The sequence below is a fragment of the Pseudomonas sp. GW823-FHT05G12 genome (assembly GCF_058795575.1).
On sequence record NZ_CM179501.1, the window covers coordinates 5,577,164 to 5,602,940 of the forward strand.

25 protein-coding genes and 1 pseudogene are annotated in these 25,777 nt (G+C 63.0%); 23 read left to right on the forward strand and 3 right to left on the reverse strand.

What is annotated here, in order from left to right; all coding sequences use genetic code 11:
* Positions 1 to 13: 13 nt before the first annotated feature.
* The 12 genes from AC3RCM_RS25395 to AC3RCM_RS25450 all read left to right on the forward strand — a co-directional run bounded on the left by AC3RCM_RS25395 (position 14) and on the right by AC3RCM_RS25450 (position 11,787).
* Complete coding sequence (locus AC3RCM_RS25395) at positions 14 to 583, forward strand: YqgE/AlgH family protein (RefSeq protein WP_003249318.1); 570 nt, start codon at positions 14 to 16, stop codon at positions 581 to 583.
* On the forward strand, positions 583 to 1,008 hold the full coding sequence (gene ruvX, locus AC3RCM_RS25400) for a Holliday junction resolvase RuvX (protein ID WP_010955563.1): 426 nt from the start codon (positions 583 to 585) through the stop codon (positions 1,006 to 1,008). The genes AC3RCM_RS25395 and ruvX overlap by 1 nt, the downstream gene beginning before the upstream one ends.
* Positions 1,009 to 1,057: 49 nt before the next feature.
* Entirely contained in the window at positions 1,058 to 1,576 is a 519-nt protein-coding gene (gene pyrR / locus AC3RCM_RS25405; RefSeq protein ID WP_020191541.1) for a bifunctional pyr operon transcriptional regulator/uracil phosphoribosyltransferase PyrR, read from the forward strand.
* Between the two features lie 12 nt (positions 1,577 to 1,588).
* Entirely contained in the window at positions 1,589 to 2,593 is a 1,005-nt protein-coding gene (locus AC3RCM_RS25410; RefSeq protein WP_003249311.1) for an aspartate carbamoyltransferase catalytic subunit, read from the forward strand.
* Positions 2,590 to 3,861, forward strand: a complete 1,272-nt coding sequence (locus tag AC3RCM_RS25415) for a dihydroorotase (protein WP_010955564.1) — start codon at positions 2,590 to 2,592, stop codon at positions 3,859 to 3,861. The genes AC3RCM_RS25410 and AC3RCM_RS25415 overlap by 4 nt, the downstream gene beginning before the upstream one ends.
* Positions 3,862 to 4,072: 211 nt before the next feature.
* Entirely contained in the window at positions 4,073 to 4,603 is a 531-nt protein-coding gene (gene hslV, locus AC3RCM_RS25420; RefSeq protein ID WP_003249309.1) for an ATP-dependent protease subunit HslV, read from the forward strand.
* A gap of 76 nt (positions 4,604 to 4,679) precedes the next feature.
* The gene (hslU, locus tag AC3RCM_RS25425) at positions 4,680 to 6,023 is read left to right on the forward strand and encodes an ATP-dependent protease ATPase subunit HslU (RefSeq protein WP_003249308.1); all 1,344 of its coding nucleotides are present in this window, start codon (positions 4,680 to 4,682) and stop codon (positions 6,021 to 6,023) included.
* Positions 6,024 to 6,189: 166 nt separating this feature from the next.
* On the forward strand, positions 6,190 to 6,567 hold the full coding sequence (locus tag AC3RCM_RS25430; protein WP_003249306.1) for a gamma-butyrobetaine hydroxylase family protein: 378 nt from the start codon (positions 6,190 to 6,192) through the stop codon (positions 6,565 to 6,567).
* Between the two features lie 268 nt (positions 6,568 to 6,835).
* Positions 6,836 to 8,515, forward strand: coding sequence for a class II poly(R)-hydroxyalkanoic acid synthase (gene phaC / locus AC3RCM_RS25435; RefSeq protein ID WP_020191647.1), 1,680 nt, complete (start codon positions 6,836 to 6,838; stop codon positions 8,513 to 8,515).
* A gap of 62 nt (positions 8,516 to 8,577) precedes the next feature.
* The gene (phaZ, locus tag AC3RCM_RS25440; protein ID WP_010955567.1) at positions 8,578 to 9,429 is read left to right on the forward strand and encodes a poly(3-hydroxyalkanoate) depolymerase; all 852 of its coding nucleotides are present in this window, start codon (positions 8,578 to 8,580) and stop codon (positions 9,427 to 9,429) included.
* 48 nt (positions 9,430 to 9,477) lie between these two features.
* The gene (gene phaC / locus AC3RCM_RS25445; protein WP_336094369.1) at positions 9,478 to 11,160 is read left to right on the forward strand and encodes a class II poly(R)-hydroxyalkanoic acid synthase; all 1,683 of its coding nucleotides are present in this window, start codon (positions 9,478 to 9,480) and stop codon (positions 11,158 to 11,160) included.
* Between the two features lie 12 nt (positions 11,161 to 11,172).
* A complete protein-coding gene (locus AC3RCM_RS25450) occupies positions 11,173 to 11,787 on the forward strand; it encodes a TetR/AcrR family transcriptional regulator (RefSeq protein ID WP_010955569.1) in 615 nt (204 codons plus the stop codon).
* A gap of 121 nt (positions 11,788 to 11,908) precedes the next feature.
* Here AC3RCM_RS25450 and AC3RCM_RS25455 read toward each other — a convergent pair whose 3' ends face one another.
* Both AC3RCM_RS25455 and AC3RCM_RS25460 read right to left on the reverse strand, forming a co-directional pair.
* Positions 11,909 to 12,694, reverse strand: coding sequence for a phasin family protein (locus tag AC3RCM_RS25455; protein WP_010955570.1), 786 nt, complete (start codon positions 12,692 to 12,694; stop codon positions 11,909 to 11,911).
* 10 nt (positions 12,695 to 12,704) lie between these two features.
* Positions 12,705 to 13,124 (reverse strand): phasin family protein, encoded by a 420-nt coding sequence (locus AC3RCM_RS25460; protein ID WP_492629249.1) that lies wholly within the window; start codon positions 13,122 to 13,124, stop codon positions 12,705 to 12,707.
* A gap of 180 nt (positions 13,125 to 13,304) precedes the next feature.
* Here AC3RCM_RS25460 and AC3RCM_RS25465 point away from each other — a divergent pair, with 180 nt between their 5' ends.
* On the forward strand, positions 13,305 to 18,065 hold the full coding sequence (locus AC3RCM_RS25465) for a hypothetical protein (protein WP_492629250.1): 4,761 nt from the start codon (positions 13,305 to 13,307) through the stop codon (positions 18,063 to 18,065).
* 18 nt (positions 18,066 to 18,083) lie between these two features.
* Here AC3RCM_RS25465 and AC3RCM_RS25470 read toward each other — a convergent pair whose 3' ends face one another.
* Positions 18,084 to 18,359 carry a polyhydroxyalkanoic acid system family protein gene (locus AC3RCM_RS25470; RefSeq protein ID WP_003249289.1) on the reverse strand — a complete coding sequence of 92 codons (276 nt, stop codon included), beginning with the start codon at positions 18,357 to 18,359 and terminating at the stop codon, positions 18,084 to 18,086.
* Between the two features lie 124 nt (positions 18,360 to 18,483).
* On the opposite strand from AC3RCM_RS25470, the gene ubiE reads away from it, so the two are divergent.
* The 10 genes and pseudogenes from ubiE to AC3RCM_RS25520 all read left to right on the forward strand — a co-directional run.
* Positions 18,484 to 19,254, forward strand: coding sequence for a bifunctional demethylmenaquinone methyltransferase/2-methoxy-6-polyprenyl-1,4-benzoquinol methylase UbiE (gene ubiE / locus AC3RCM_RS25475; RefSeq protein WP_004576729.1), 771 nt, complete (start codon positions 18,484 to 18,486; stop codon positions 19,252 to 19,254).
* Entirely contained in the window at positions 19,254 to 19,877 is a 624-nt protein-coding gene (locus AC3RCM_RS25480; protein WP_409322745.1) for a ubiquinone biosynthesis accessory factor UbiJ, read from the forward strand. Before ubiE ends, AC3RCM_RS25480 begins: the two co-directional genes overlap by 1 nt.
* The gene (gene ubiB, locus AC3RCM_RS25485) at positions 19,874 to 21,496 is read left to right on the forward strand and encodes a ubiquinone biosynthesis regulatory protein kinase UbiB (RefSeq protein ID WP_198748272.1); all 1,623 of its coding nucleotides are present in this window, start codon (positions 19,874 to 19,876) and stop codon (positions 21,494 to 21,496) included. The genes AC3RCM_RS25480 and ubiB overlap by 4 nt, the downstream gene beginning before the upstream one ends.
* Positions 21,497 to 21,568: 72 nt before the next feature.
* Positions 21,569 to 21,961 (forward strand): phosphoribosyl-AMP cyclohydrolase, encoded by a 393-nt coding sequence (hisI, locus tag AC3RCM_RS25490; protein WP_003249284.1) that lies wholly within the window; start codon positions 21,569 to 21,571, stop codon positions 21,959 to 21,961.
* 1 nt (position 21,962) lies between these two features.
* On the forward strand, positions 21,963 to 22,298 hold the full coding sequence (locus tag AC3RCM_RS25495; protein WP_003249283.1) for a phosphoribosyl-ATP diphosphatase: 336 nt from the start codon (positions 21,963 to 21,965) through the stop codon (positions 22,296 to 22,298).
* 81 nt (positions 22,299 to 22,379) lie between these two features.
* The gene (locus AC3RCM_RS25500; protein WP_010955575.1) at positions 22,380 to 22,652 is read left to right on the forward strand and encodes a twin-arginine translocase TatA/TatE family subunit; all 273 of its coding nucleotides are present in this window, start codon (positions 22,380 to 22,382) and stop codon (positions 22,650 to 22,652) included.
* A 3-nt stretch (positions 22,653 to 22,655) separates the two neighbouring features.
* Positions 22,656 to 23,033: a Sec-independent protein translocase protein TatB gene (gene tatB, locus AC3RCM_RS25505; RefSeq protein WP_020192064.1), complete on the forward strand. Its 378-nt coding sequence runs from the start codon at positions 22,656 to 22,658 to the stop codon at positions 23,031 to 23,033.
* On the forward strand, positions 23,030 to 23,818 hold the full coding sequence (gene tatC / locus AC3RCM_RS25510) for a twin-arginine translocase subunit TatC (protein ID WP_198748271.1): 789 nt from the start codon (positions 23,030 to 23,032) through the stop codon (positions 23,816 to 23,818). Before tatB ends, tatC begins: the two co-directional genes overlap by 4 nt.
* Complete coding sequence (locus tag AC3RCM_RS25515; RefSeq protein WP_020192065.1) at positions 23,815 to 24,522, forward strand: 16S rRNA (uracil(1498)-N(3))-methyltransferase; 708 nt, start codon at positions 23,815 to 23,817, stop codon at positions 24,520 to 24,522. Before tatC ends, AC3RCM_RS25515 begins: the two co-directional genes overlap by 4 nt.
* Before the next feature lie 218 nt (positions 24,523 to 24,740).
* Positions 24,741 to 25,685, forward strand: a pseudogene (locus tag AC3RCM_RS25520) (methyl-accepting chemotaxis protein); the annotation flags it as partial.
* Positions 25,686 to 25,777: the final 92 nt, after the last annotated feature.

The following is a 25,777-nucleotide window of genomic DNA, read 5'->3' on the forward strand; positions in this document are numbered from 1 at the left end:
CACACTATCCCCCATGAAAACCCTCGCACCCAGCTACCTCAAGCACCAGTTCCTGATCGCCATGCCGCACATGGCCGATCCGAACTTCGCCCAGACCCTCACGTATATCGTCGAGCACAATGAGCATGGCGCCATGGGCCTGGTGGTCAACCGACCACAGGAACTGAGCCTGGCCGACATCCTCGAGCAACTGCGCCCGGACGAAACGCCGCCGGCCAGCACCTTGCAGGTGCCGATCTACCAGGGTGGCCCGGTACAAACCGACCGCGGCTTCGTGCTGCACAGCAGCGAGTGCAGTTTCCAGGCCAGCGTGGCGCTGGAAGGGCTGTCGCTGACCACGTCACAGGACATATTGCTGGCTATCGCCGCCGGTGTGGGCCCGAAACAGAGCCTGATCACCTTGGGCTATGCCGGTTGGGAAGCGGGCCAACTGGAAGCGGAACTGGCCGACAACGCCTGGCTGAACTGCCCGTTCGACCCGGAAATCGTCTTCGGCATGGCCAGCGACCTGCGCCTTGAGGCTGCGGCCGCCAGCCTGGGGATCAACCTGCACCTGCTGACCAGCCAGGCGGGCCACGCCTGATGGCTGATCTACGCCTGCTGCTGGGCTTCGACTATGGCAGCAAACAGATCGGCGTGGCCGTCGGCCAGGTGATTACCGGCCAGGCCCGCGAACTGTGCACCCTGAAGGCGCAGAACGGCGTACCGGACTGGGCCCAGGTGGAAAAGCTGATTGCCGAATGGAAGCCAGATGCCATTGTCGTAGGCCTGCCGCTGAACATGGACGGCACACCCAGCGAAATGAGCGCCCGCGCCGAAAAGTTCGCCCGCCGCCTGAACGGCCGCTTCAACCTGCCCGTGCACACGCACGACGAGCGCCTGACCACCTTCGAGGCCAAAGGCGAGCGCATGGCCCGTGGCGGCCAGCGTGGCAGCTACCGCGACAACCCGGTCGATGCCATTGCCGCCGCCTTGTTGCTGCAAGGCTGGCTGGAGGCCAATACCTGATCATCTTTGCCGCCGGGCCCACCCGGCGCACCCTTCCGAGGAGCCCGCAATGAGCCTACCCAATCCCGCCGAGCTGATCCGGCAGATGGCTGTCGACCTTCGTGCCCACCTGGCGCGCCGGGCAATCACCGAGCCCCGTTACATCGGTATCCGCACCGGCGGCGTCTGGGTTGCCCAGGCCCTGCAGGATGCCATGGGCGACACCAGCCCAATGGGCACCCTGGACGTGTCGTTCTACCGCGACGACTTCAGCCAGAACGGCCTGCACCCACAAGTGCGCCCGTCCGAGTTGCCGTTCGAGGTCGAAGGCCAGCACCTGGTGCTGGTGGATGACGTGCTGATGAGCGGTCGTACCATCCGCGCTGCGCTCAACGAACTGTTCGATTACGGCCGCCCGGCCAGCGTCACCCTGGTCTGCCTGCTGGACCTGGATGCCGGCGAACTGCCGATTCGCCCGAACGTGCTCGGCGCTACCCTGTCGCTGGCCGCCCATGAACGGGTAAAATTGACCGGACCCGCACCGCTCGCCCTCGAGCGCCAGGACCTCGCCTCCGCTTCCGCCCTTTAAGAGTCCCCCGCGATGACGCCAATCGACGCCAAGCGCCCGCTGCAGCTCAATGATCAGGGCCAGCTGCGCCACTTCCTCTCGCTTGACGGTTTGCCCCGCGAACTGCTCACCGAGATCCTCGACACCGCCGACTCCTTCCTGGAAGTCGGTGCCCGGGCTGTGAAAAAAGTCCCGTTGCTGCGCGGCAAGACTGTGTGCAACGTGTTCTTCGAGAACTCGACCCGTACCCGTACCACCTTCGAACTGGCAGCCCAGCGCCTGTCGGCCGACGTGATCAGCCTGAACGTGTCGACCTCCTCGACCAGCAAGGGCGAAACCCTGTTCGACACCCTGCGCAACCTCGAAGCCATGGCCGCCGACATGTTCGTCGTACGCCACTCCGACTCCGGCGCCGCGCACTTCATCGCCGAGCACGTGTGCCCGGAAGTGGCCGTGATCAATGGCGGTGACGGCCGCCACGCGCACCCGACCCAGGGCATGCTCGACATGCTCACCATCCGCCGTCACAAAGGCAGCTTCGAAAACCTGTCCGTGGCGATCGTCGGCGACATCCTGCACTCGCGTGTGGCCCGTTCCGACATGCTCGCGCTCAAAGCGCTGGGTTGCCCGGACATCCGCGTGATCGGGCCGAAAACCCTGATCCCGATCGGTATCGAGCAGTACGGCGTAAAGGTCTACACCGACCTCGCCGAAGGCCTGAAGGACGTCGACGTGGTGATCATGCTGCGCCTGCAGCGTGAGCGCATGGCCGGTGGCCTGCTGCCCAGCGAAGGTGAGTTCTACCGCCTGTTCGGCCTGACGACCGCGCGCCTGGCCGGGGCCAAGCCTGACGCCATCGTCATGCACCCGGGCCCGATCAACCGTGGCGTGGAAATCGAGTCGGCGGTTGCCGATGGCAAGCACTCGGTGATCCTCAACCAGGTCACCTACGGTATCGCCGTGCGCATGGCCGTGCTGTCCATGGCCATGAGCGGGCAGAACGCGCAACGTCAATTGGACCAGGAGAACGCCCAGTGACCATCAGTATTCTCGGCGCCCGGGTCATCGACCCCAACAGCGGCCTGGACCAGGTCACCGACCTGCACCTGGACGGCGGCCGCATTGTCGCCATCGGCGCCGCACCGGCCGGTTTCAGCGCCAGCCGCACGATCCAGGCTGATGGCCTGGTCGCTGCGCCCGGTCTGGTTGACCTGGGCGTGTCCCTGCGCGAGCCGGGTTACAGCCGCAAAGGCAACATCGCCAGTGAAACCCGCGCTGCCGTTGCCGGCGGTGTCACCAGCCTGTGCTGCCCGCCACAGACCAAGCCGGTGCTGGACACCTCGGCGGTAGCCGAACTTATCCTTGACCGCGCCCGCGAAGCCGCCAACAGCAAGGTCTACCCGGTCGGCGCCCTGACCAAGGGCCTGGAGGGCGAGCAACTGGCCGAACTGGTGGCCCTGCGTGACACCGGTTGCGTAGCGTTTGGCAACGGCCTGAAGGAAATCCCCAACAACCGTACCCTAGCCCGCGCCCTGGAGTATGCCGCCACCTTCGACCTGACGGTGGTGTTCCACTCCCAGGACCGCGATCTGGCCCAGGGCGGCCTGGCCCACGAAGGTGCCATGGCCAGCTTCCTCGGCCTGCCGGGCATCCCGGAGAGCGCCGAAACCGTGGCCCTGGCGCGCAACCTGCTGCTGGTGGAACAGAGCGGCGTGCGTGCGCACTTCAGCCAGATCACCAGCGCCCGTGGCGCGCGGCTGATCGCCCAGGCCCAGGCCTTGGGCCTGCCGGTAACCGCCGATGTAGCGCTGTACCAGCTGATCCTCACGGACGAGTCGCTGCGCGAGTTCTCCAGCCTGTACCACGTGCAGCCGCCGCTGCGCACCGCTGCCGACCGTGACGGGTTGCGCGAGGCGGTGAAGTCGGGGGTGATCCAGGCCATCTCCAGCCATCACCAGCCGCACGAGCGCGACGCCAAGCTGGCCCCGTTCGGCGCCACCGAGCCGGGTATCAGCAGCGTCGAGTTGCTGCTGCCACTGGCCATGACCCTGGTGCAGGACGGCCTGCTCGACCTGCCGACCTTGCTGGCCCGCCTGAGCAGCGGCCCGGCTGCCGCCCTGCGCCTGCCGGCCGGTGAGCTGAAAGTGGGTGGCGCGGCCGACCTGGTGCTGTTCGACCCGCAAGCGTCCACCGTTGCTGGCGAACAATGGTTCTCCCGTGGCGAGAACTGCCCGTTCATCGGCCACTGCCTGCCGGGCGCGGTGCGTTATACCTTGGTCGATGGGCACATCTGCCACGAGGCCTGAGTAACATGCTTCGCGGGCGCGCCCGCTCCCACAGGATCACCACAATTCCAAGGCATGTGGTAACCCTGTGGGAGCGGGCGTGCCCGCGAATGCCTTCACATAGTCCCCCCGCCAAGCGCGACCATTCATCCCCCCCGGTTGAAATCCTTCCCCCCACCCCCATATGAGTCTGCATCAGGCACTTTCGCCCCGCTGCGTGGAGACTCTCCCCTTGACCACAATCGTTTCTGTCCGCCGTAACGGCAAAGTCGTCATGGGCGGCGACGGCCAGGTATCCCTCGGCAACACCGTGATGAAAGGCAACGCCAAGAAGGTGCGCCGCCTGTACCACGGCCAGGTCATCGCGGGCTTCGCCGGCGCCACTGCCGACGCCTTCACCCTGTTCGAGCGCTTTGAAGGTCAGCTGGAAAAACACCAGGGTCACCTGGTACGCGCCGCCGTCGAGCTGGCCAAGGAATGGCGTACCGACCGCTCCCTGAGCCGCCTGGAAGCCATGCTGGCCGTGGCCAACAAGGATGCATCCCTGATCATCACCGGCAACGGTGACGTGGTCGAACCCGAAGATGGCCTGATCGCCATGGGGTCCGGCGGCGCCTATGCCCAGGCCGCAGCCCGTGCCCTGCTGAACAAGACCGACCTCTCGGCCCGCGAAATCGCCGAGACCGCCCTGAACATCGCCGGCGACATCTGCGTGTTCACCAACCACAACCTGACCATCGAGGAGCAGGACCTGGCCGACTGATTCAGCTGTTCTGGCGCCCCTTCCCGGTGAAGGGGCTTTTCCACGCTGACTCACCTGCCCAAGGACCGTATTGATCATGTCCATGACCCCCCGCGAGATCGTCCACGAACTCAACCGCCACATCATCGGCCAGGACGACGCCAAGCGCGCCGTGGCCATTGCCCTGCGCAACCGCTGGCGGCGCATGCAGCTCCCTGCCGAGCTGCGTGCCGAAGTCACCCCCAAGAACATCCTGATGATCGGCCCTACCGGCGTCGGCAAGACCGAAATCGCCCGCCGGCTGGCCAAACTGGCCAACGCGCCGTTCCTCAAGGTCGAGGCCACCAAGTTCACCGAAGTGGGCTACGTGGGCCGCGACGTCGAGTCGATCATCCGTGACCTGGCCGATGCCGCGCTGAAGATGCTGCGCGAGCAGGAAATCATCCGCGTGCGCCACCGCGCCGAAGACGCCGCCGAAGACCGCATCCTCGACGCCCTGCTGCCCCAGGCACGCGTCACCAGCTTCAGCGAAGAAGCCGCACAGACCAGCAGCGACTCCAACACCCGCCAGCTGTTCCGCAAGCGCCTGCGCGAAGGCCAGCTGGACGACAAGGAAATCGAGATCGAAGTGGCCGATGCCGTCGGTGTCGAAATTGCTGCGCCGCCTGGCATGGAAGAAATGACCAACCAGCTGCAGAGCCTGTTTGCCAACATGGGCAAGGGCAAGCGCAAAGCGCGCAAGCTGAAGGTGAAAGAAGCGCTGAAGATGGTTCGCGATGAAGAAGCGAGCCGCCTGGTCAACGAGGAAGAGCTCAAGGCCAAGGCCCTGGAAGCAGTCGAACAGCACGGTATCGTGTTCATCGACGAAATCGACAAGGTTGCCAAGCGTGGCAACGTTGGCGGCGCCGACGTGTCCCGTGAAGGCGTACAGCGCGACCTGCTGCCGCTGATCGAAGGCTGCACCGTCAACACCAAGCTGGGCATGGTCAAGACCGACCACATTCTGTTCATTGCCTCGGGTGCATTCCACCTGAGCAAGCCGAGCGACCTGGTGCCCGAGCTGCAAGGCCGTCTGCCGATTCGTGTCGAGCTGAAGGCACTGACCCCGGAAGACTTCGAGCGCATCCTGCAGGAGCCGCACGCGTCGCTGACCGAGCAGTACCAGGCATTGCTGAAGACCGAAGGCCTGAACATCGAGTTCCTCGCCGACGGCATCAAGCGCCTGGCCGAGATTGCCTACCAGGTCAACGAGAAGACCGAAAACATCGGTGCCCGCCGCCTGCACACCCTGCTCGAGCGTTTGCTCGAAGAAGTGTCGTTCAGTGCGGGCGACCTGGCCAGCACCCATGACGAAGCGCCGATCCAGATCGACGCGGCGTATGTGAACAGCCACCTGGGTGAGCTGGCACAGAACGAAGACCTGTCGCGTTACATTCTGTAAGACCGGTTTCGACAGTTTCGCGGGCAAGCCCGCTCCTGCACGCGCCACCACAACCCTTGGGCCTGTGGTGATCCGTACGGGGGCGGGCTTGCCCGCGAAGAGGCCCTTGAATCCCTCCCCCATAAGCTGGAAGCTGTGCTTCATCAGCTCCCGAGAGATTCTGCCCATGGCCCGCCTGCCTACCGCCATCAACCTGCACAAAGCCTCCAAGACCCTCAGCCTCACCTACGCGCCCGGCGAGGTCTACCACCTGCCCGCCGAATTCCTGCGCGTGCACTCTCCCTCCGCCGAGGTCCAGGGCCACGGCAACCCCATCCTGCAGTTCGGCAAGATCAACGTCGGCCTCAGTGGCTTGGAACCTGCCGGCCAATATGCACTGAAACTGACCTTCGACGACGGCCATGACAGCGGCTTGTTCACTTGGGAATACCTTGAGCAACTGTGCCTGCGCCAGGAACAACTGTGGGCGGAATACCTCGACGAGTTGCACAAGGCCGGCAAATCCCGCGACCCAGCCGAATCTGTGGTCAAGCTCATGCTCTAGCGCAAGGCCTGCGGGGTTTAGAGCGCATTTTCTAAATTCATCTGTTTGAATGACTTGCAGACAGCCCAGTGAAGGGCTGTCTTGCGCATTACACGAAAGTCGGGTAACCAATGGGTGTGGCAAGTTCCCTGCATGACTTTGCAGGTCGGCAGAACCCACGCAGCACCGCTGTTCCTTATCACTGGTCACCCGAGTAGCAGTACCGGGCTCAGGGCTGTGCACCCGCCACAGCAACCGGTACTCGTCTCAGGACAACGGAGCGTCGTAGATGAGTAACAAGAACAACGATGAGCTGCAGCGGCAGGCCTCGGAAAACACCCTGGGGCTGAACCCGGTCATCGGCATCCGCCGCAAGGACCTGTTTAGCTCGGCACGCACCGTGCTGCGCCAGGCCGTGCGCCAACCGCTGCACAGCGCCAAGCATGTGGCTCACTTTGGCCTGGAGCTGAAGAACGTGTTGCTGGGCAAATCCAGCCTGGCCCCGGACAGCGACGACCGTCGCTTCAATGACCCGGCCTGGAGCAACAACCCGCTGTACCGCCGCTACCTGCAAACCTACCTGGCCTGGCGCAAGGAGCTGCAGGACTGGGTGAGCAGCAGCGACCTGTCCCCCCAGGACATCAGCCGCGGCCAGTTCGTCATCAACCTGATGACCGAGGCCATGGCGCCGACCAATACCCTGTCCAACCCGGCTGCGGTCAAACGCTTCTTCGAAACCGGCGGCAAGAGCCTGCTCGATGGCCTGTCCAACCTGGCCAAGGACATGGTCAACAACGGCGGCATGCCCAGCCAGGTGAACATGGATGCCTTCGAAGTGGGCAAGAACCTGGGCACCAGCGAAGGCGCGGTGGTGTACCGCAACGATGTGCTGGAACTGATCCAGTACAGCCCCATCACCGAGCAGGTGCATGCCCGTCCGCTGCTGGTGGTGCCACCGCAGATCAACAAGTTCTACGTGTTCGACCTCAGCCCGGAAAAGAGCCTGGCGCGCTTCTGCCTGCGCTCGCAGCAGCAGACCTTCATCATCAGCTGGCGCAACCCGACCAAGGCCCAGCGCGAATGGGGCCTGTCCACCTACATCGATGCGCTGAAAGAAGCCGTCGACGCGGTGCTGTCGATTACCGGCAGCAAGGACCTGAACATGCTCGGCGCCTGCTCCGGTGGCATCACCTGTACCGCACTGGTGGGCCACTATGCCGCCATTGGCGAGAACAAGGTCAACGCCCTGACCCTGCTGGTCAGCGTGCTGGACACCACCATGGACAACCAGGTTGCATTGTTTGTCGACGAGCAGACCTTGGAGGCCGCCAAGCGCCACTCCTATCAGGCGGGCGTGCTGGAAGGCAGCGAAATGGCCAAGGTGTTCGCCTGGATGCGCCCCAACGACCTGATCTGGAACTACTGGGTAAACAACTACCTGCTCGGCAATGAGCCCCCCGTGTTCGACATCCTGTTCTGGAACAACGACACCACACGCCTGCCGGCCGCCTTCCACGGCGACCTGATCGAAATGTTCAAGAGCAACCCGCTGACCCGCCCCGACGCCCTGGAAGTGTGCGGCACCGCGATCGACCTGAAACAGGTCAAATGCGACATCTACAGCCTCGCCGGCACCAACGACCACATCACCCCATGGCCGTCATGCTACCGCTCGGCACATCTGTTCGGCGGCAAGATCGAATTCGTACTGTCCAACAGCGGGCATATCCAGAGCATCCTCAACCCGCCGGGTAACCCGAAGGCACGTTTCATGACCGGTGCCGATCGCCCGGGTGACCCGGTGGCCTGGCAGGAAAATGCCATCAAGCATGCAGACTCCTGGTGGTTGCACTGGCAGAGTTGGCTGGGCGAGCGTGCCGGCGCGCTGAAAAAGGCACCGACCCGCCTGGGCAACCGTACCTATGCCGCCGGCGAAGCCTCCCCAGGCACCTACGTTCACGAGCGTTGAGTTACAGCGCCGTGGCGGCCTGCACGGCGCCACGGTGTTTACTTCACCCAAGAGTCACGTGCATGCCGCAACCCTATATTTTCAGGACCGTCGAGCTGGACAACCAGTCCATCCGCACCGCTGTTCGCCCCGGCAAGCCGCACCTGACGCCGTTGCTGATCTTCAACGGCATCGGCGCCAACCTCGAGCTGGTGTTCCCGTTCATCGATGCACTTGACCCGGACCTGGAAGTCATCGCCTTCGATGTGCCCGGGGTCGGCGGCTCGTCTACGCCACGCAACCCGTACCGCTTCCCTGGGTTGGCCAAGCTGACCGCGCGGATGCTCGACTACCTCGACTACGGCCAGGTCAACGTCATCGGCGTGTCCTGGGGCGGCGCCCTGGCCCAGCAGTTTGCTCACGATTACCCCGAGCGCTGCAAGAAGCTGGTGCTGGCCGCCACCGCTGCCGGTGCGGTAATGGTGCCAGGCAAGCCCAAGGTGCTGTGGATGATGGCCAGCCCCCGGCGTTACGTGCAGCCATCGCATGTCATCCGCATTGCGCCGATGATCTATGGCGGCGGCTTCCGACGTGACCCCGACCTGGCCATGCACCATGCCGCCAAGGTGCGCTCCGGCGGCAAGCTGGGCTACTACTGGCAGCTGTTCGCCGGGCTGGGCTGGACCAGCATCCACTGGCTGCACAAGATCCGGCAGCCCACCCTGGTACTGGCCGGCGACGACGACCCGTTGATCCCGCTGATCAACATGCGCCTGCTGGCCTGGCGGATTCCCAATGCCCAGCTACACATTATCGACGACGGACATCTGTTCCTGATCACCCGTGCCGAAGCCGTCGCCCCGATCATCATGAAGTTCCTGCAGGAAGAACGTCAGCGTGCGGTCATGCATCCCCGTCCGGCCTCGGGGGGGTGAAACAGCTGCGGCCTGACAGGGAAATGGATCAGACGAGGGAGTGTTGCCATGACAGACAAACCGGCCAAAGGATCGAGAACGCTCCCCGCCACCGGCATGAACGTGCAGAACGCGATCCTCGGCCTTCGCGGCCGCGACCTGCTTTCCACGCTGCGTAACGTCGGCCGTCACGGCCTGCGCCACCCGCTGCATACCGCGCATCATCTGCTGGCGCTTGGCGGGCAGTTGGGGCGGGTGATGCTGGGGGACACGCCCTACCAGCCGAACCCGCGTGACGCACGCTTCAGTGACCCGACCTGGAGCCAGAACCCGTTCTACCGCCGCGGCCTGCAGGCCTATCTGGCCTGGCAGAAGCAGACACGCCAGTGGATCGATGAAAGCCATTTGAACGACGATGATCGAGCCCGCGCCCACTTCCTGTTCAACCTGATCAACGATGCGCTGGCGCCCAGCAACTCACTGCTCAATCCGCTGGCGGTCAAAGAGCTGTTCAACACCGGCGGCCAGAGCCTGGTGCGCGGCGTGGCCCACCTGCTCGACGACCTGCGTCACAACGATGGGCTGCCGCGCCAGGTGGACGAGCGCGCCTTCGAAGTGGGAGTCAACCTGGCCGCAACCCCTGGCGCAGTCGTATTTCGCAACGAGCTGCTGGAGCTGATCCAGTACTCGCCGATGAGCGAAAAGCAGCACGCACGCCCACTGCTGGTCGTGCCGCCTCAGATCAACAAGTTCTACATCTTCGACCTCAGTACTACCAACAGCTTCGTCCAGTACATGCTCAAAAGCGGCTTGCAGGTGTTCATGGTCAGCTGGCGCAACCCCGACCCACGCCACCGTGAATGGGGCCTTTCCAGCTATGTGCAAGCCCTGGAGGAAGCGCTCAATGCCTGCCGCAGTATCAGCGGCAACCGCGACCCCAACCTGATGGGTGCCTGTGCCGGCGGCCTGACCATGGCCGCACTGCAAGGCCATCTGCAAGCCAAGAAGCAATTGCGCCGGGTGCGCAGTGCCACGTATCTGGTCAGCTTGCTGGACAGCAAGTTCGAAAGCCCGGCCAGCCTGTTCGCCGATGAGCAGACCATCGAAGCGGCCAAGCGACGCTCCTATCAGCGTGGCGTGCTGGACGGTGGCGAAGTGGCGCGGATCTTCGCCTGGATGCGGCCCAACGACCTGATCTGGAACTACTGGGTCAACAACTACCTGCTCGGCAAGACACCGCCGGCGTTCGACATCCTGTACTGGAATGCCGACAGCACGCGCCTGCCCGCCGCGCTGCATGGCGACCTGCTGGAGTTTTTCAAGCTCAACCCGTTGACCTATGCGTCCGGGCTGGAGGTGTGCGGGACGCCGATCGACCTGCAGCAGGTCAATATCGACAGCTTTACCGTGGCCGGCAGCAACGACCACATCACACCATGGGACGCGGTGTACCGCTCGGCCTTGCTGCTGGGTGGCGAGCGGCGCTTCGTGCTGGCCAACAGCGGGCATATCCAGAGCATCATCAACCCGCCAGGCAACCCGAAGGCCTACTACCTGGCCAACCCCAAGCTGAGCAGCGACCCACGCGCCTGGTTCCACGACGCCAAGCGCAGCGAAGGCAGCTGGTGGCCATTGTGGCTGGAGTGGATCACCGCCCGCTCCGGCCTGCTCAAGGCGCCGCGCACTGAACTGGGCAACGCCACTTATCCACCGCTGGGCCCCGCGCCAGGCACCTACGTGCTGACCCGATGAGCTGCTGACTGGATGAAAACCCGCGACCGTATCCTTGAATGCGCCCTGCAGTTGTTCAACCAGCAGGGCGAACCCAACGTATCCACTCTGGAAATTGCCAACGAACTCGGCATCAGCCCAGGCAACCTGTACTACCACTTCCATGGCAAGGAGCCCTTGGTACTGGGCTTGTTCGAGCGTTTTGAAGAAGCGTTGATGCCGTTGCTGGACCCACCGCTGGAGGTGCGGCTGGACGCAGAGGATTACTGGCTGTTTCTGCACTTGATCGTCGAGCGCATGGCTCAGTACCGCTTCCTGTTCCAGGACCTGTCCAACCTGACCGGGCGCCTGCCCAAACTCGCCCGAGGCATGCGCAGCCTGATCAATGCAATCAAACGCACGCTGGCGGCGCTGTTGGCCAGCCTCAAGAGCCAGGGGCTGGTAGAGAGTGATACCCAGGCGCTGGGGCAACTGGTTGAGCAGATCACACTGACGCTGATGTTCTCGCTGGATTACCAGCGTGTGCTGGGGCGCGAGGGGGATGTGGGGATCGTGGTGTATCAGGTGATGATGCTGGTGGCGCCGCATCTGCAGGCCCAGGCCCGGGCGGCGGCGGAGCAGCTGGCAGTGAAGTACCTGGAGGGGTAGGCCGAGCAGATCCGTGGTGGGGCCTTCGCGGGCATGCCCGCTCCCACAGGGTCTGCGCTGATGTTCGGATCTGCGCTGTACCTGTGGGAGCGGGCGAGCCCGCGAAGAAAGCGACGCAGTATCAGATCAGGGTACCGGTGCCAGTCGGTGCCGATGGCGTGCTGCTGGCCGGGGTGGCGGCAGTTGCCGGTGCTGTGGTCGCTGCAGGCGCAGCGCTGGCAGCTGGTGCTGCTGGTTTGGCCGCTGCCGGTTTGGCTGGAGCTTTCTTCACCGCAGGTTTCTTGGCTGCCGCAGGTTTGGCCGCTGCAGGCTTGGCTGCTGGCTTAGCTGCAGGTTTTTCCGCTGCGGTTTTGGCTGCGGGTTTGGCCGCTGCGGTTTTGCCAGCAGGTTTGGCCGCCGCCGTTTTCGCCGCAGGCTTGGCTGCTGCCTTGGCCAGTGGCTTGGCCGCAGCCTTGCTTGCAGCCGGCTTGGTTGCTGCAGCGCGCGACGAAATCGGCGTAACCGAAGCACCGGTCAGCTTCTCGATCTGCTTGGTCAGGCTGTCCACCTGCTGGTGCAGTGCCTTGATCTCGTTGCGGCTCGGCACGCCAAGGCGCGAGATGGCGCTGTTAAGGCGCTTGTCGAAGGCTTCTTCAAGTTCGCTCCACTTGCCCAGCGCACGGTCCTTCACGCCTGACACCCGCGAAGTGGTCGAAGACTTGGCAGTCTCGGCAACATCTTCAGCCGTCTTTTTCGCCTGCTTCTCGGCCTTCTCGCCATCCTTCACCAGCGAGTCGAACAGCTTCGGGCCGTCCTGGTCGATCTTCGAATAGATACCCAGCCCCGCCAGCCAGATCTTGCGGGAGTATTTCTCGATCCCGCCGACCCAGGAGCTGCCTTCTTTTTCGGTGTTCTTCTTGCCAGCCATCCTGCTCTCCTTATGGTTTGTGCGCGACGCGCTCAAGCAGCTCATGCAACTGTTCAAGCTTGGTCGACAACGCCTCAACGTCATGTTTAGACGGAATACCCAGGCGATTCAAGGCGCGACCGACCCGTGCGTCGAAAGCTTTTTCGATCTTGTCGAGTTGAATTTCTACCTTGCCGCGTACGCGGCTCACTTCTTCACCGACTTCGTCAAGCTGGTGGTTGGCGGCATCGAGCTCTTTGTCGATGCGCTTCTTGCCGCGCGTCTCGACACTTTCACCCGCCCTGACCAGCTCTTTGAAGTAGTCAGAGCCTTCCTGACCGACGCGGGCGTAGGCGCCGATACCGGCCAGCCAGATCTTGCGCGCATAGCCGCGCACCTCGCCAAGCGTGCCCAGGGCTTCGTCTTTTTTCTTCACAATCACTTTGGCCATGCTGTGTACCTCATGCTCATGAGTGGTGGAAAACCGCCCATGGAGGCTGGGCTTGAGCATTAAGGTAGGGAAGAAAATTAGAAACCTCACCCTAAGGTCGTCGTTGTCGCATCTATATACCGCAAGCCCCGTTGACCATAGCGCTAGCGTCGCAGGCTTCACCTCACGGACATCGACGCCATGACTGCTGTAGCAAACCCACCCAGGCTGACGTTCAAGCAAAGCGTGGCAGCCTGTTTCTCCAAACGACCCAGCCTGCGGGACGTTTTATCAAAAGAAGCATTCCAGACTTTCAGCGACCGGTATCCATGGTTGCACCGCAACCACCCTCACATCACATCGCTCGATCCTTTCGTCATCCTGCATGCACCGGCCAGCACAGGTGATCTCCCACGTCAGAGCGGGCTGCCGGACGAGCTTCTCAGGCATTTTCTGGCCAAGGAACCTGTGCAACTAAGCGCCGCAGACAAGCTGAGCATCAGCCCACCCCATGTGTTTCAAATTCAGCAGCAAGGCCCGGACAACCTCCGCCAACCCGAAATCACCCCGGACCTGACGAAGCTCAACGATGACTTCGATACAGTGCTTGGTGCGTTGATACCCGCCTTCCAGCAAGCCCAGATCGGCTTCTGGAACGGGCTCGACGAAGACAGCCAAGTCTCGCGCATGCTCTGGCTGGAACACACCATCAAGGCCGCATTGCTCGAGAACCTCCCTGGCCAAGGCCTGGCAGATGATGAAAAAGCTGCAATGTACGCACTGCTCGACGGGGTATTCGAGAGCCTGGCTGTCGAGGCGATACAAGTCACGCTCGAAACGGATGGCGGGGCACACACCGTTACCCTACCGGATCTATTGCTCATCACCACAAGTGGCAACCGCAACCTGGTTCTGCAATGCAAGCCCTGCGGTTCGGTTCGTCGCCATGTCGACCTGCCCAGCTTTGCCACCGCGCTGCAACGGCAGCTAGCGCAACGCTATCGCTTCGAAGCGTTGTCCTGGGCGCACACACCGGTGATCGGACGCCCTTTCGCCTTCCAGGCCAGGCAGCTGCTGAACGATATCCTTGACGACATCGGACGCCTGCGTCTTGGTAGCCTGGCAACCGTCGACGAGCTGGAGCGACAACTGCGCCAGGTGAGCGACCCGTCAGCTTACTTCTTCGACCTGCCTTCGCAGGAACGAACTGCACCCGCTGTCAGCCCACCGCGATGGCTGCTCAATGCCAGCGCTGAGGACCGCTACGCCTATCACACTGCACTGCTCGATCTGGCGGCGAACCAAGGTCGGTCGAAGGGCTGCACATCGCTGGGCGATGTCGAAGATATCCGTGATTACGCCGCTCGCCGCTTGCGTGAGACCCTGCAGACCCGCTACCCAGACAAGGCGGTACACGACCCGAACAAGGTGCACATCCGCATTTCCCAGGCCATCATCGGCGCCGGCACACAAGGGCAGTCACTGTTCTTGCGCACGGAGCCCCTGACCGACCTGGCGATCTCCCGCCTGCGCCTTGAGGCTGGCGAGGTGATGACCGGGCTCAGTTTCGAGGATGGCTCGCCCGTGAAGGACTGGCTAAGCATCGAGCAGATCAGGGCGCTGATTCATCAGGTCGATATCGGCGGTCACTACCCCACTTACCTGCAAGATCAAGTCAGAACCGAACCGCGCAGGTCCGAACGAATCAGGCAACATGCCAGGGAGTGGCGTTACGCCCTTCGGTTCAGCACCCTGAAGGCCAAGATCGAGCGACAGCTTGGCGAAACGGCAAGCCAGGCAATGCTCAGCTTCTGCCAGGGCATGGACAATCGCGCGGACCTTCTGCGCGTCGCCCCCCTGGCGTTCCTTTGCGCGCCTGGCGCTTCGGCAAGCGATGTGGTGCACGGAATGTTCATCATCGAAATACCGGCAAGCGGCAGCTGGGTCTTGTACCGCCCCTTCTATGCCGACAGAACGTTGCAGGAATTTCCGACCCTCGAATTGCTGATGGACGCAATCCGCAGCAGGGGCGAACTGCAAGAGAGCGTATTGGCCTGGCTCGACGATGCCGCGCGTCCGATTTACCAGAACGACGGCTTCAAGCACCCGCACCTGCACCCGAACATTACCAAACTGATGCACCTGCTCAATGTGCCGGTCGAGCTGCTGGACGGTCTCTTGCAACGCCTAACACGCCCGGTTCAGGCCTCGTTCCAGGCCTGGACGGATGATCTGGACATCCACCTGTTCAACGCCCGCATCGACACCATGTTATTGGCCTCAGCCAGCAACAGCGTCTCAAATGCCCAGGAAGTGCGGGCTTTGGTGAAGGAGGCTGCCTGGGCGATCTTCAATACCGTCACCCAGCTTTGGCATGGCCCGATGACCACCCTGCTATGGCTGGTCGTGGCGCTGTCGGCGGCCAAGGAAGACGTGGAGGCGCTGATCAAGCGCAGCGGTGACGATAAGATCGTCGCCGCCATAGACCTTCTCACCAACCTGGCCTTGCTCCTTGCGCATCGCCCCGCAACGCCACCTGCCAACAGCGAAGCGGCCACTACGTTGCGTTTTTCAGGCCCTGCGCCGAAGGAAGAATCCCCGCCCCCAGCGCTCGAGCAGCCACAGGAGAAACCGTGGCAGGCCCCCGTCGAGGCGCCGCAGCCCACGCGCGTTCGTGTAGAAAGCTGGCATGACGAGCAGCGCCTGAGCAACCTGTCGGTACAGGAACGCCAGGCAATGGCCCAGTTGCAAGCCTCGCAGCCACTCGAAGGGCACGCGCCACTGACAAAGGGCCGTTTGCGTGGGTTGTTCAATATCGCCGGCCGTTACTACGTCAAGCTGGGCGATGACGTCTATGAGGTCATCGAGACCTGGAACGGCATGCAGATCATCGGCCCAGAGCCGAGCAGCAGCGAATGGGTGTCCCAATGGAATGGCGCCCCGGACGGCTACCATATCGTGGGTCGTGAACGCCAGAAAGGCCCCTGGTTGACGCGCTGGCATGGCCAATGGACTTTGAATCTGACCCTCTTTGGCGGCATGCCAAGGAACAGGCAATCCATCAACGCGGAAAACCGCCAGCGGTTCGACACGTTGAGCGCAACCGCCACGGCTAACCAACAAGCGCTGAATCAGATGGCACCACTGATGGAGCGCAGCCAAGTACAACTGCAGGCTTATGACGACCTCGCGCTGGAATACAGCCTGGCTATCGATGCATTACCTGCACATGAGCGCGCTACCCCGCCGCCAGCCTTGCAGCTTCAGGTGCAGGCACTCAAAGCCCAGCGCCTACGCCACTTACCGGAAATCAGGGCATCCGCGCTGTACCTGGAACGGCAGAGCACGCTGCTGCACGGGAATATCGAAGTATTCAAGGAGATGGCCGAACCACGGTTCAGCAAATTCGACACCCGAGCCCCGAACCGACGCCGATACGGCAATTGGTACGGTGCAGCCATCGAAAACGACATGCTGTTGTGCCGCCGCTTGCTGGAGCAGGTCGACCACCAGGCACTGAGCGCACAGTCCATCGGGCTGCCCCGCGTTCCAGAGACTGCCGAGCAGATACAGCAATACCTCGATTATCGCGAACGGGTACGCAATTCTAGCCAGGCCAGCCGCCGCCTGCTTGTCGTCAGCCAGCGGCTGGACCGGACCCTCGCGCAAGCACTGCAGGACCCCAAGATCGATTTTCCCAATAAAGCCACGAAACTCGCCCAGACCATTCGACGCAGGACGTATTCGACACTGGTCATTCGGGCCCAGCTGCTCAGTGACCTGGCCTACCTCGCCGTGGACAAGACCCGGCTCTCTGCGGACACGGCCGAGCATTTGCTTGCGATGCGCGCGCCGCTCAGCGGCATCGAATTCAGCCGTACGGTTTGGAGCCACGACGGGCTGGCAGCCACCGAAGAGACGGCCCAGGTCAAAGCCGAACTGCTTGAGGATATCCTTCAGAAATACCGTACCGTGCTGGATCGCGCCCAATACATGAGGACACTGGACTCGCCTGCGCTGGTCGCTGACGTGCTGGACGAATACATACGCGAACTGTCCAGCATTACCCAGATCACGGAGCAGCAACTGAGCGCGACCCTGACCAACCTCGACAGCGGCATCAGTCCCCCCTCGCCAGCGCCCTACCATCGCCCCGCAACGATCAGGCGCCGGGTCATCCGTGTTGACCGAGGTCGACCGCTGCTGGTGGAAATCGACCAAATGGGCAATCGGGCCATCCAGCGCAGTGCATTCAACCAGGAGCCTGCCGGCAGTTTCGCGCAACGCGACGGGGTGTGGCATGCCGTACCTGAGCAAGCGCGGCCGGCCCAGTACGACCGGGCACAGCTGCGCCAGCGCGCAAGCCGCCTGCTGGCAGAGGTGGATGGGAAAATTGCCTTCGCCGCGCACTATGCCGATGAGCCCAACAGCCTGGCCGACTTTCTGGAATGGCCGGCAGGTGACATGCGCGAAGTGCAGCAACAACTGACCGAGCTGAACAATCCACTGGACTCCAGCCTGGTCGATCTCCTTCGGGCAGCGGTAGACCGCGTCCATCACGAAAGGCTTCGGCTGCTCACCGACGCGTATCTGAACACCCGCCATCCCGACGGCAAGGCCCTTCGCTTCCTGGCTGAGCAGAAGCGGATTCGGATCAGGCAGACCGTGATTCGCCGGCAGCTACGTCACGCCAATGATTACCTCGACGTCTACGAGATTCGCAATGTGCAAGCGCCACAGCGGGTACTGTGGGAGGCGCATTTTCACTACCCCAGCCTCGAAGCGAGGGGGCATGACTTCGTCAAGGGCCACCTCAAATTCTGGGATGCAGGCGTAAGGGGCCGAAAGGCCATGCTCGAGCAGGCCGCAGACGCACACGAGCGCATCGCGATCTACCGCGGCGATCTGCGCCTGGAGCAGGTGATTGGCATCATTCCCTTTCCGGCGGACGCGCCGCAGTAATCTGAGAGCGGCTCTGGCTCAGGCCAGGGCCTTGTCCAGCGCCCGCTCGATCTCACCCTTGATGGTGCCGCTCATCATCGACAGCATCATGCCCAGCTTCAATTCGACACGGATGCTGTCGTCGCCAATGTGCACACTGCCATTGGCGCCACTGCGCGCAACGTCAACCCGGTCACCGTTCCAGGTGGCCTTGAGGTCGTACTCGCGGCTGAGCTTGTCGACCAGCGCTTCGGCCTTGGCGCGGGCGGCATCACGGCCGAGGGAGTGTTTGCGTTCGACGCTGATCTGGGTCATGCGGGCGTTCCTGAAGATGTAGACATAATGCGCATTATGCCCGCCCCTGCCCACTGGCACACCCCGCCAAGACAAATCCGCCCGTTCGCCCTAGAATGGCGGTAATTTTTTTCGGTGAAGCGATATGAACGACCAGCGCAAAGGCGACCACGCCGAACCCACCACCCATTTCGGCTACCAGGACGTGCCTGAAAGCCAGAAAGCGAAGAAAGTCGCCGAAGTGTTCCACTCGGTAGCAGCCAAGTACGACCTGATGAACGACGTGCTTTCCGGCGGCATGCACCGCCTGTGGAAGCGCTTTACCATCGAGCTGTCGGGCGTGCGCAGCGGCAACCGCGTGCTGGACATCGCCGGCGGTACCGGTGACCTGGCGGCCAAGTTCTCGCGTCTTGTCGGGCCGACCGGGCAGGTGGTGCTGGCCGACATCAACGATTCGATGCTCAAGGTTGGCCGTGACCGCCTGCTTGACCGTGGCGTGGCCGGCAACATCGAGTTCGTCCAGGCCGACGCTGAAAAGCTGCCGTTCCCGGACAACCACTTCGACTGCGTGACCATCGCTTTCGGCCTGCGCAACGTCACCCACAAGGACGCCGCCATCCGTTCGATGCTGCGCGTGCTCAAGCCCGGTGGCCGCCTGTTGATCCTGGAGTTCTCCAAGCCGACCAACAAGCTGATGTCCAAGGCCTACGACGCCTACTCGTTCGCCTTCATGCCGCTGGCTGGCAAGCTGATCACCAATGACGCCGAGAGCTACCGTTACCTCGCCGAGTCGATCCGCATGCACCCGGACCAGGAAACCCTGAAGAGCATGATGGTCGAGGCCGGTTTCGACCGCGTCACCTACCACAACATGACCAGCGGCATCGTTGCCGTGCACCGGGGGATCAAGCCCTGATGTTGCTGGCCGGGCTGCTCGCCAGCGTCGAACATGGCCTGAACCGCGTCCTGCACCTGGACAGCACGGCCCTGCCGCGGCTGGCCGCGCTGGAAGGCAAGGTCATCGAGATCGACTGCCGCCAACCGGCCCTGCAGGTGTTCATCCTGCCCGATGAGGAGGGCCTGATGCTCGCCGCCCATTGGCAGGGTGAGGTCGATTGCAGCCTGCGCGCCCCCGCCGGTAGCCTGGCGCAACTGGCCCTGGCCAAGGACAAGACCGCCGTGCTGCACAGCCCGCAGGTCGAACTGCACGGCGACAGCGCCGTACTGCTCGACCTGTTCGGTGTGCTGCAGGACCTGGAGCTGGACTGGGAGCACGAGCTGCAACGCTGGCTTGGCCCGGTCGCCACGGCAATGCTGGCCGGCCATATCCGCCTGCGCGCTCGCTGGACTCGCCAAGGCCTGGCACGGTTCAGCCAGAACCTGTCCGAATACCTGGCCGAAGAATCCCGTACCCTGGTCGGCAAGCGCGAGGCCGAAGCCGCCTTCAGCGAGCTCGATGCCTTGAAGCTTGATACAGAACGCCTCGAAGCGCGCCTCAGGCGCCTCTCCCGATCCCTTGATACCAGCGATAACGCATGAAGCTGCTCGCCGTCCGACGTCTTTTTCGCATCCAGCGTGTGGTGATCCGCTACCGCCTCGATGACCTGCTGTTCGACCAGCCCTTGCTGCCCTGGTGGCTGGCCAGCCTGCGCCTGTTGATGCCGTGGCGCTGGCTGCCACGCAAGCCCACCGAACTCAGCCGTGGCGCGCGCCTGCGCCTGGCACTGCAAGACCTGGGGCCGATCTTCATCAAGTTCGGCCAGTTGCTGTCCACCCGCCGCGACCTGCTGCCCCCCGACATCGCCGACGAGCTGATGCTGTTGCAGGACCGTGTGCCACCGTTCGACCCGAAACAAGCCGTGGCCTTGATCGAGGAACAGCTCGGTGCGAAGGTCGGCGAGGTGTTCAACCGCTTCGACGTCGAGCCTCTGGCCTCGGCCTCGGTGGCCCAGGTGCACGCCGCACGCCTGAAAACCGGCGAAGAGGTGGTGGTCAAGGTGGTGCGCCCGGGCCTGAAGCCGGTCATCGCCCAGGACCTGGCCTGGCTGTTCCTGATCGCCAAGGCCGCCGAACGCGCCTCGGCGGATGCCCGTCGCCTGCACCCGGTGGAAATCGTCGGCGACTACGAAAAAACCATCTACGACGAGCTCGACCTGCTGCGCGAGGCTGCCAACGCCAGCCAGCTGCGGCGCAACTTCGAAGACTCCGAGCTGATGTACGTGCCCCAGGTGTACTGGGACCTGTGCCGCCCCAAGGTGCTGGTGATGGAGCGCATCTACGGCGTACCGGTGACCGACATGGCCACCTTGGCCGACCAGCGCACCGACATGAAGCTGCTGGCCGAGCGCGGCGTGGAAGTGTTCTTCACCCAGGTGTTCCGCGACAGCTTCTTCCATGCCGACATGCACCCCGGCAACATCTTCGTCAGCACGGTCAAACCGTGGAGCCCGCAGTACATTGCCATCGACTGCGGCATCGTCGGCAGCCTCACCGCCGAGGACCAGGACTACCTGGCGCGCAACCTGTTTGCGTTCTTCAAGCGTGACTACCGCCGCGTCGCCCAGTTGCACATCGACTCGGGCTGGGTGCCGGCAAACACCAAGGTCAACGAGTTCGAAGCAGCGATTCGCACCGTGTGCGAGCCGATCTTCGAGAAACCGTTAAAAGATATTTCCTTCGGCCAGGTGCTGATGCGCCTGTTCCAGACTGCACGGCGCTTCAACATGGAAGTGCAGCCACAGCTGGTATTGCTGCAGAAAACCCTGCTCAACATCGAAGGCCTGGGCCGTCAGCTGTACCCCGAGCTGGACCTGTGGAGCACCGCCAAGCCGTACCTCGAACGCTGGATGCGCGACCGCTATAGCCCCAAGGCCGTGTTCGGCAACCTGCACAGCCAGGTAGAGCAACTGCCGCACCTGGCCGGCATGACCCGCGACCTGCTCGAACGCCTGTCGCAGCCTCACCTGCACGATCCACAATTGCCGGAACGGCGCCGCCAGGGCGACCGCTGGGCGCTGCGCCTGCTGGGTGCCGGCCTGCTTGGCGGTGGCGCAGTCTTGGCCGCAGGCGCTGCCGAAACCGCCAGCCTGGCCGCCCCGGCCGCCTGGCCAGCCTGGTTGATGCTGGCTGCGGGCCTTTACCTGATCGTGCGCCAATAGCCAGCCGCGCCTGTGGCTGGCACACTAGCGCAAAGGGCCCGGCACAGGAGCGGGCCCGCTTTGGAGTCGACGATGAAAGACTGGCTGGACGAGATCAAGTGGAACAGCGATGGCCTGGTACCGGCGATCGCCCAGGACCACAAGACCGGACGCGTGCTGATGATGGCCTGGATGAACCGTGAATCGCTGGCCCTGACCGCCGCCGAGCAGCGTGCCATCTACTGGTCGCGTTCGCGTGGCAAGCTGTGGCGTAAAGGCGAGGAGTCCGGGCATGTGCAAAAACTGCATGAGTTGCGCCTGGACTGTGACGCCGACGTGATCATCCTGATGGTCGAGCAACTGGGCCACATCGCCTGCCATACCGGTCGTGAAAGCTGCTTCTACCGCGTCTATGAAGACGGCCAGTGGAAAATCGTCGACCCGGTCCTGAAGGACCCGGATGCCATCTACAGCGCAGGACACTGACATGAGCGACACCCTCAACCGCCTGGCCGAAGTGCTTGAAGAACGCAAGCAAGCGGCGCCTGACAGCTCCTACGTGGCCAGCCTGTACCACAAGGGCCTGAACAAGATCCTTGAAAAGCTCGGCGAAGAGTCGGTCGAAACGATCATTGCGGCCAAGGATGCCCAGATCAGCAAGGATTACAGCGATGTCATCTACGAAACCGCCGACCTGTGGTTTCATAGCCTGGTGATGCTCAGCGCGCTGGGCCAGCATCCGCAAGCCGTGCTGGATGAACTGGAACGCCGCTTCGGGCTTTCCGGGCATGATGAAAAGGCCGCACGCCAGCCATCTGCCTGATGTTTTATCGGGGACGCCCGCTCCCACAGGCGCCGGGTTGCCACATCGATATGCTGTACACACAATTTTCAGGAGTACGAAATGGGTATCTTTGACTGGAAACACTGGATCGTCCTGCTGGTCGTCGTGGTCCTGGTGTTCGGCACCAAGAAGCTGAAGAACTTCGGCAGCGACCTGGGCGAGTCGATCAAGGGCTTCCGCAAGGCCATGAACGAAGAAGAGACCAAGCCGGCCGAGCAGACTCCGCCGCCTGCGCAGCCTGTGCCACCGGTGCAAAACACCGCGCAGCCGCAGCAAGGCCACACCATCGAAGGCCAGGCCCACCCGGTCCAAGAGCCGCAGCGGAAAGACTGACCCATGTTCGGCATGAGTTTCAGCGAGCTGCTGCTCGTCGGCCTGGTCGCCCTGCTGGTGCTCGGCCCCGAGCGCCTGCCGGGTGCCGCGCGCACGGCAGGGCTGTGGATCGGCCGGCTCAAACGCAGCTTCAACAGCATCAAGATGGAAGTGGAGCGCGAAATAGGCGCCGACGACATCCGCCGCCAACTGCATAACGAGCACATCCTGCAGATGGAAGAGGAAGCCAAGCGTATCCTCAACCCAATGACGCCACCCGCGCAGCCGCCGGTCACCACGGCCAGCGTGCAGCCACCTGCCGGGCTCGAAGCCAGGCCGGTCGAAGCACCCGCTGCCCCGGCCGCACCGTCTGAACCGCCTCAACCGCCGCGAGCCCCATGAGCGAGAATCCGGAACACGACCAGCCAATGCCGCTGGTTTCGCACCTGACCGAACTGCGCACCCGCCTGCTGCGCTGCGTTGCCGTCATTTTCCTGATCTTTGCCGGGCTGTTCTCCTTCGCCCAGCAGATCTACACACTGGTTTCCGCGCCACTGCGCGAGCACTTGCCGGCCAATGCAACGATGATCGCCACCGATGTGGCCTCGCCGTTCCTCACGCCGTTCAAGCTGACCATGATCGTCTCGCTGTTCCTGGCCATCCCGTTCATCCTTCAGCAGATCTGGGGTTTTATCGCGCCAGGGCTGTACCGCCATGAAAAGCGCATCGCCATTCCACTGTTGGTGTCGAGCATCTTCCTGTTCTATGCCGGCATGGCATTCGCCTATTTCCTGGTATTCCCGCTGATCTTCGGTTTCTTCGCCAGCGCCACGCCAGAAGGCGTTTCGATGATGACCGACATCGCAAGCTACCTCGACTTCGTGATGACGCTGTTCTTCGCCTTTGGCGTGGCCTTCGAAATCCCAGTGGCGGTGGTGCTGCTGGTGTGGATCGGCGTGGTCGACGTGAAGTACCTGAAGAAAGTCCGCCCGTATGTGATCATCGGCTGCTTCGTGGTCGGCATGGTCCTCACCCCACCGGACATCTTCTCCCAGACCCTGCTGGCCGTGCCCATGTGGCTGCTGTTCGAGATCGGCGTGCTGTGCGGCAGCCTGATCCGCAAGCGCACCGCCCACGACGAAACCGCCGACGACCATAACGACCAGCCACCAGCGACCCAACCGTGAACCTGTTGCTTCTTGAAGAGGCCGACTTCGTCTCGGCCAACCGCGTCGTTCTTGCTGATCGGCGCTTCACCCATATGCAGGAAATCCACCGCGTGGCAGTGGGCGACAACCTGCGCGTGGGCCGTATCAACGGCCTGATGGGCAAGGCCACGGTGCTGCGCCTGGAAAAGCACGAAGCCGAACTTGAAGTGGCCTTCGACCAGCAGCCACCGGCCAAGCTGCCGCTGACCCTGGTGCTGGCGGTGCCTCGTCCAAAAATGCTGCGACGGCTGTTCCAGACCGTGGCCACGCTGGGCGTGCCGCGGCTGATCCTGCTGAACAGCTACAAGGTCGAGAAAAGCTTCTGGCAAACGCCCTTTCTGCAGCCCGACACCATTCGCGAGAACCTGATCCTGGGCCTGGAACAGGCGCGTGACACCGTGCTGCCCGAGGTGATCATCGAAAAGCGCTTCAAGCCTTTTGTCGAAGACCGCCTGCCCACCATCGCCGCCGGCACCCTAGGCCTGGTCGGCCACCCCGGCCCTTACCCAGCCTGTCCGCGCGCCGTAGAACAAGCCGTTACCCTGGCCATCGGCCCTGAGGGTGGCTGGATCCCCTACGAGGTCGACCTGCTGGGCAAGGCAGGCCTGGCGCCGGTACAGCTGGGTGATCGCATCTTGCGGGTGGAGACCGCCGTCACCGCGCTGCTTTCGCGTATTTTCTGACACAAACACCCCTTCTTCGCCCATCAAGTTTCCCCCTCCCGGGCCGATGGCCTTGGCAACAATACAATTATTTGTGCTGCCAAGCCGCCGGGGAGTCGAACATGTATCAATGGTTAGCCCAATCGCTGGGCAATGTGAGCGTCAATCGCAAACTGGGGCTGGGTTTCGGCCTGGTGCTTCTGTTGACCTTGGCGATTACCCTGACCGGCTGGCACGGCATGGACAGCATCATCGACCGTGGCGACAAACTGGGAAACATCTCGGTCATCCAGCAATACACCCAGGAATTGCGCATCGCCCGCCAGCAGTACGATCGCCGCCGCGACGACGCTTCGCTGGCAGAACTGGAAAAAGCCCTGAGCAACCTCGATCGCCAGGTGCAGCTGATGCTTGGCCAGATCGAACAACCCGCCGATCGCCAACGCCTCGAACAGCAACGCGAGGCAGTGCGCATCTACCAGCAGGCATTCAACGAGCTGAAGCAGGCCGACCAACGCCGCGAAGCCAGCCGTGATGTACTGGGTAGCAGCGCCGATAAGGCCGTGGATTTGATAGGCCGCGTACAGCGTAGCCTGCTGCAAGGCGCTGACATCAACCAGTACCAGCACGCGGTGGACGTCAGCTCCCTGCTGCAACAAGCGCGTTTCCAGGTGCGTGGCTACACCTACAGCGGCAATGCCGATTACCAGCAAACGGCACTGAAGGCCATCGACCAGGCCTTGGCCGAGCTGCGTGCACTGCCGGCCAAAGTGCCAGCCGAACATGCTGCCAGCCTGGATGATGCCGCCACAGCCATGGGCGGCTACCGCGATGCGGTGACCCAGTTCGGCAATGCCCAGCTCGCCAGCGAGCAAGCGCTGCAACGCATGGTTGAACAAGGCACGGTACTGCTGCAGGCCAGCCAGATGATGACCGCTTCGCAAACCGAGGTGCGCGATGCCGCTGCCGCGCAGGCCAAAACACTGCTCACGGTTGCCACCGTGCTGGCACTGGCCCTTGGCCTGCTGGCCGCCTGGGCCATTACCCGGCAAATCATCATCCCGCTGCGCCAAACACTGCGCGCCGCAGAGCGTGTGGCCAGTGGAGACCTGACCCAGAGCCTGCAGGTACAACGCCGCGACGAGCTGGGCCAATTGCAGGCCAGCATGCATCGCATGACCCAAGGTTTGCGTGAACTGATCGGCGGCATTGGCGACGGCGTGACGCAGATCGCCAGCGCTGCCGAGGAGCTGTCGGCGGTGACAGAACAGACCAG

Excerpts from the sequence above, each read along its gene's own strand:
- AC3RCM_RS25395 (WP_003249318.1), top strand. The coding sequence starts at position 14 with ATGAAAACCCTCGCACCCAGCTACCTCAAGCACCAGTTCCTGATCGCC.
- ruvX (WP_010955563.1), top strand. The coding sequence starts at position 583 with ATGGCTGATCTACGCCTGCTGCTGGGCTTCGACTATGGCAGCAAACAG.
- pyrR (WP_020191541.1), top strand. The coding sequence starts at position 1,058 with ATGAGCCTACCCAATCCCGCCGAGCTGATCCGGCAGATGGCTGTCGAC.
- AC3RCM_RS25410 (WP_003249311.1), top strand. The coding sequence starts at position 1,589 with ATGACGCCAATCGACGCCAAGCGCCCGCTGCAGCTCAATGATCAGGGC.
- hslU (WP_003249308.1), top strand. The coding sequence starts at position 4,680 with ATGTCCATGACCCCCCGCGAGATCGTCCACGAACTCAACCGCCACATC.
- AC3RCM_RS25430 (WP_003249306.1), top strand. The coding sequence starts at position 6,190 with ATGGCCCGCCTGCCTACCGCCATCAACCTGCACAAAGCCTCCAAGACC.
- phaC (WP_020191647.1), top strand. The coding sequence starts at position 6,836 with ATGAGTAACAAGAACAACGATGAGCTGCAGCGGCAGGCCTCGGAAAAC.
- phaZ (WP_010955567.1), top strand. The coding sequence starts at position 8,578 with ATGCCGCAACCCTATATTTTCAGGACCGTCGAGCTGGACAACCAGTCC.
- phaC (WP_336094369.1), top strand. The coding sequence starts at position 9,478 with ATGACAGACAAACCGGCCAAAGGATCGAGAACGCTCCCCGCCACCGGC.
- AC3RCM_RS25450 (WP_010955569.1), top strand. The coding sequence starts at position 11,173 with ATGAAAACCCGCGACCGTATCCTTGAATGCGCCCTGCAGTTGTTCAAC.
- AC3RCM_RS25455 (WP_010955570.1), bottom strand. The coding sequence starts at position 12,694 with ATGGCTGGCAAGAAGAACACCGAAAAAGAAGGCAGCTCCTGGGTCGGC.
- AC3RCM_RS25460 (WP_492629249.1), bottom strand. The coding sequence starts at position 13,124 with ATGGCCAAAGTGATTGTGAAGAAAAAAGACGAAGCCCTGGGCACGCTT.
- AC3RCM_RS25465 (WP_492629250.1), top strand. The coding sequence starts at position 13,305 with ATGACTGCTGTAGCAAACCCACCCAGGCTGACGTTCAAGCAAAGCGTG.
- AC3RCM_RS25470 (WP_003249289.1), bottom strand. The coding sequence starts at position 18,359 with ATGACCCAGATCAGCGTCGAACGCAAACACTCCCTCGGCCGTGATGCC.
- ubiE (WP_004576729.1), top strand. The coding sequence starts at position 18,484 with ATGAACGACCAGCGCAAAGGCGACCACGCCGAACCCACCACCCATTTC.
- AC3RCM_RS25480 (WP_409322745.1), top strand. The coding sequence starts at position 19,254 with ATGTTGCTGGCCGGGCTGCTCGCCAGCGTCGAACATGGCCTGAACCGC.
- ubiB (WP_198748272.1), top strand. The coding sequence starts at position 19,874 with ATGAAGCTGCTCGCCGTCCGACGTCTTTTTCGCATCCAGCGTGTGGTG.
- hisI (WP_003249284.1), top strand. The coding sequence starts at position 21,569 with ATGAAAGACTGGCTGGACGAGATCAAGTGGAACAGCGATGGCCTGGTA.
- AC3RCM_RS25495 (WP_003249283.1), top strand. The coding sequence starts at position 21,963 with ATGAGCGACACCCTCAACCGCCTGGCCGAAGTGCTTGAAGAACGCAAG.
- AC3RCM_RS25500 (WP_010955575.1), top strand. The coding sequence starts at position 22,380 with ATGGGTATCTTTGACTGGAAACACTGGATCGTCCTGCTGGTCGTCGTG.
- tatB (WP_020192064.1), top strand. The coding sequence starts at position 22,656 with ATGTTCGGCATGAGTTTCAGCGAGCTGCTGCTCGTCGGCCTGGTCGCC.
- tatC (WP_198748271.1), top strand. The coding sequence starts at position 23,030 with ATGAGCGAGAATCCGGAACACGACCAGCCAATGCCGCTGGTTTCGCAC.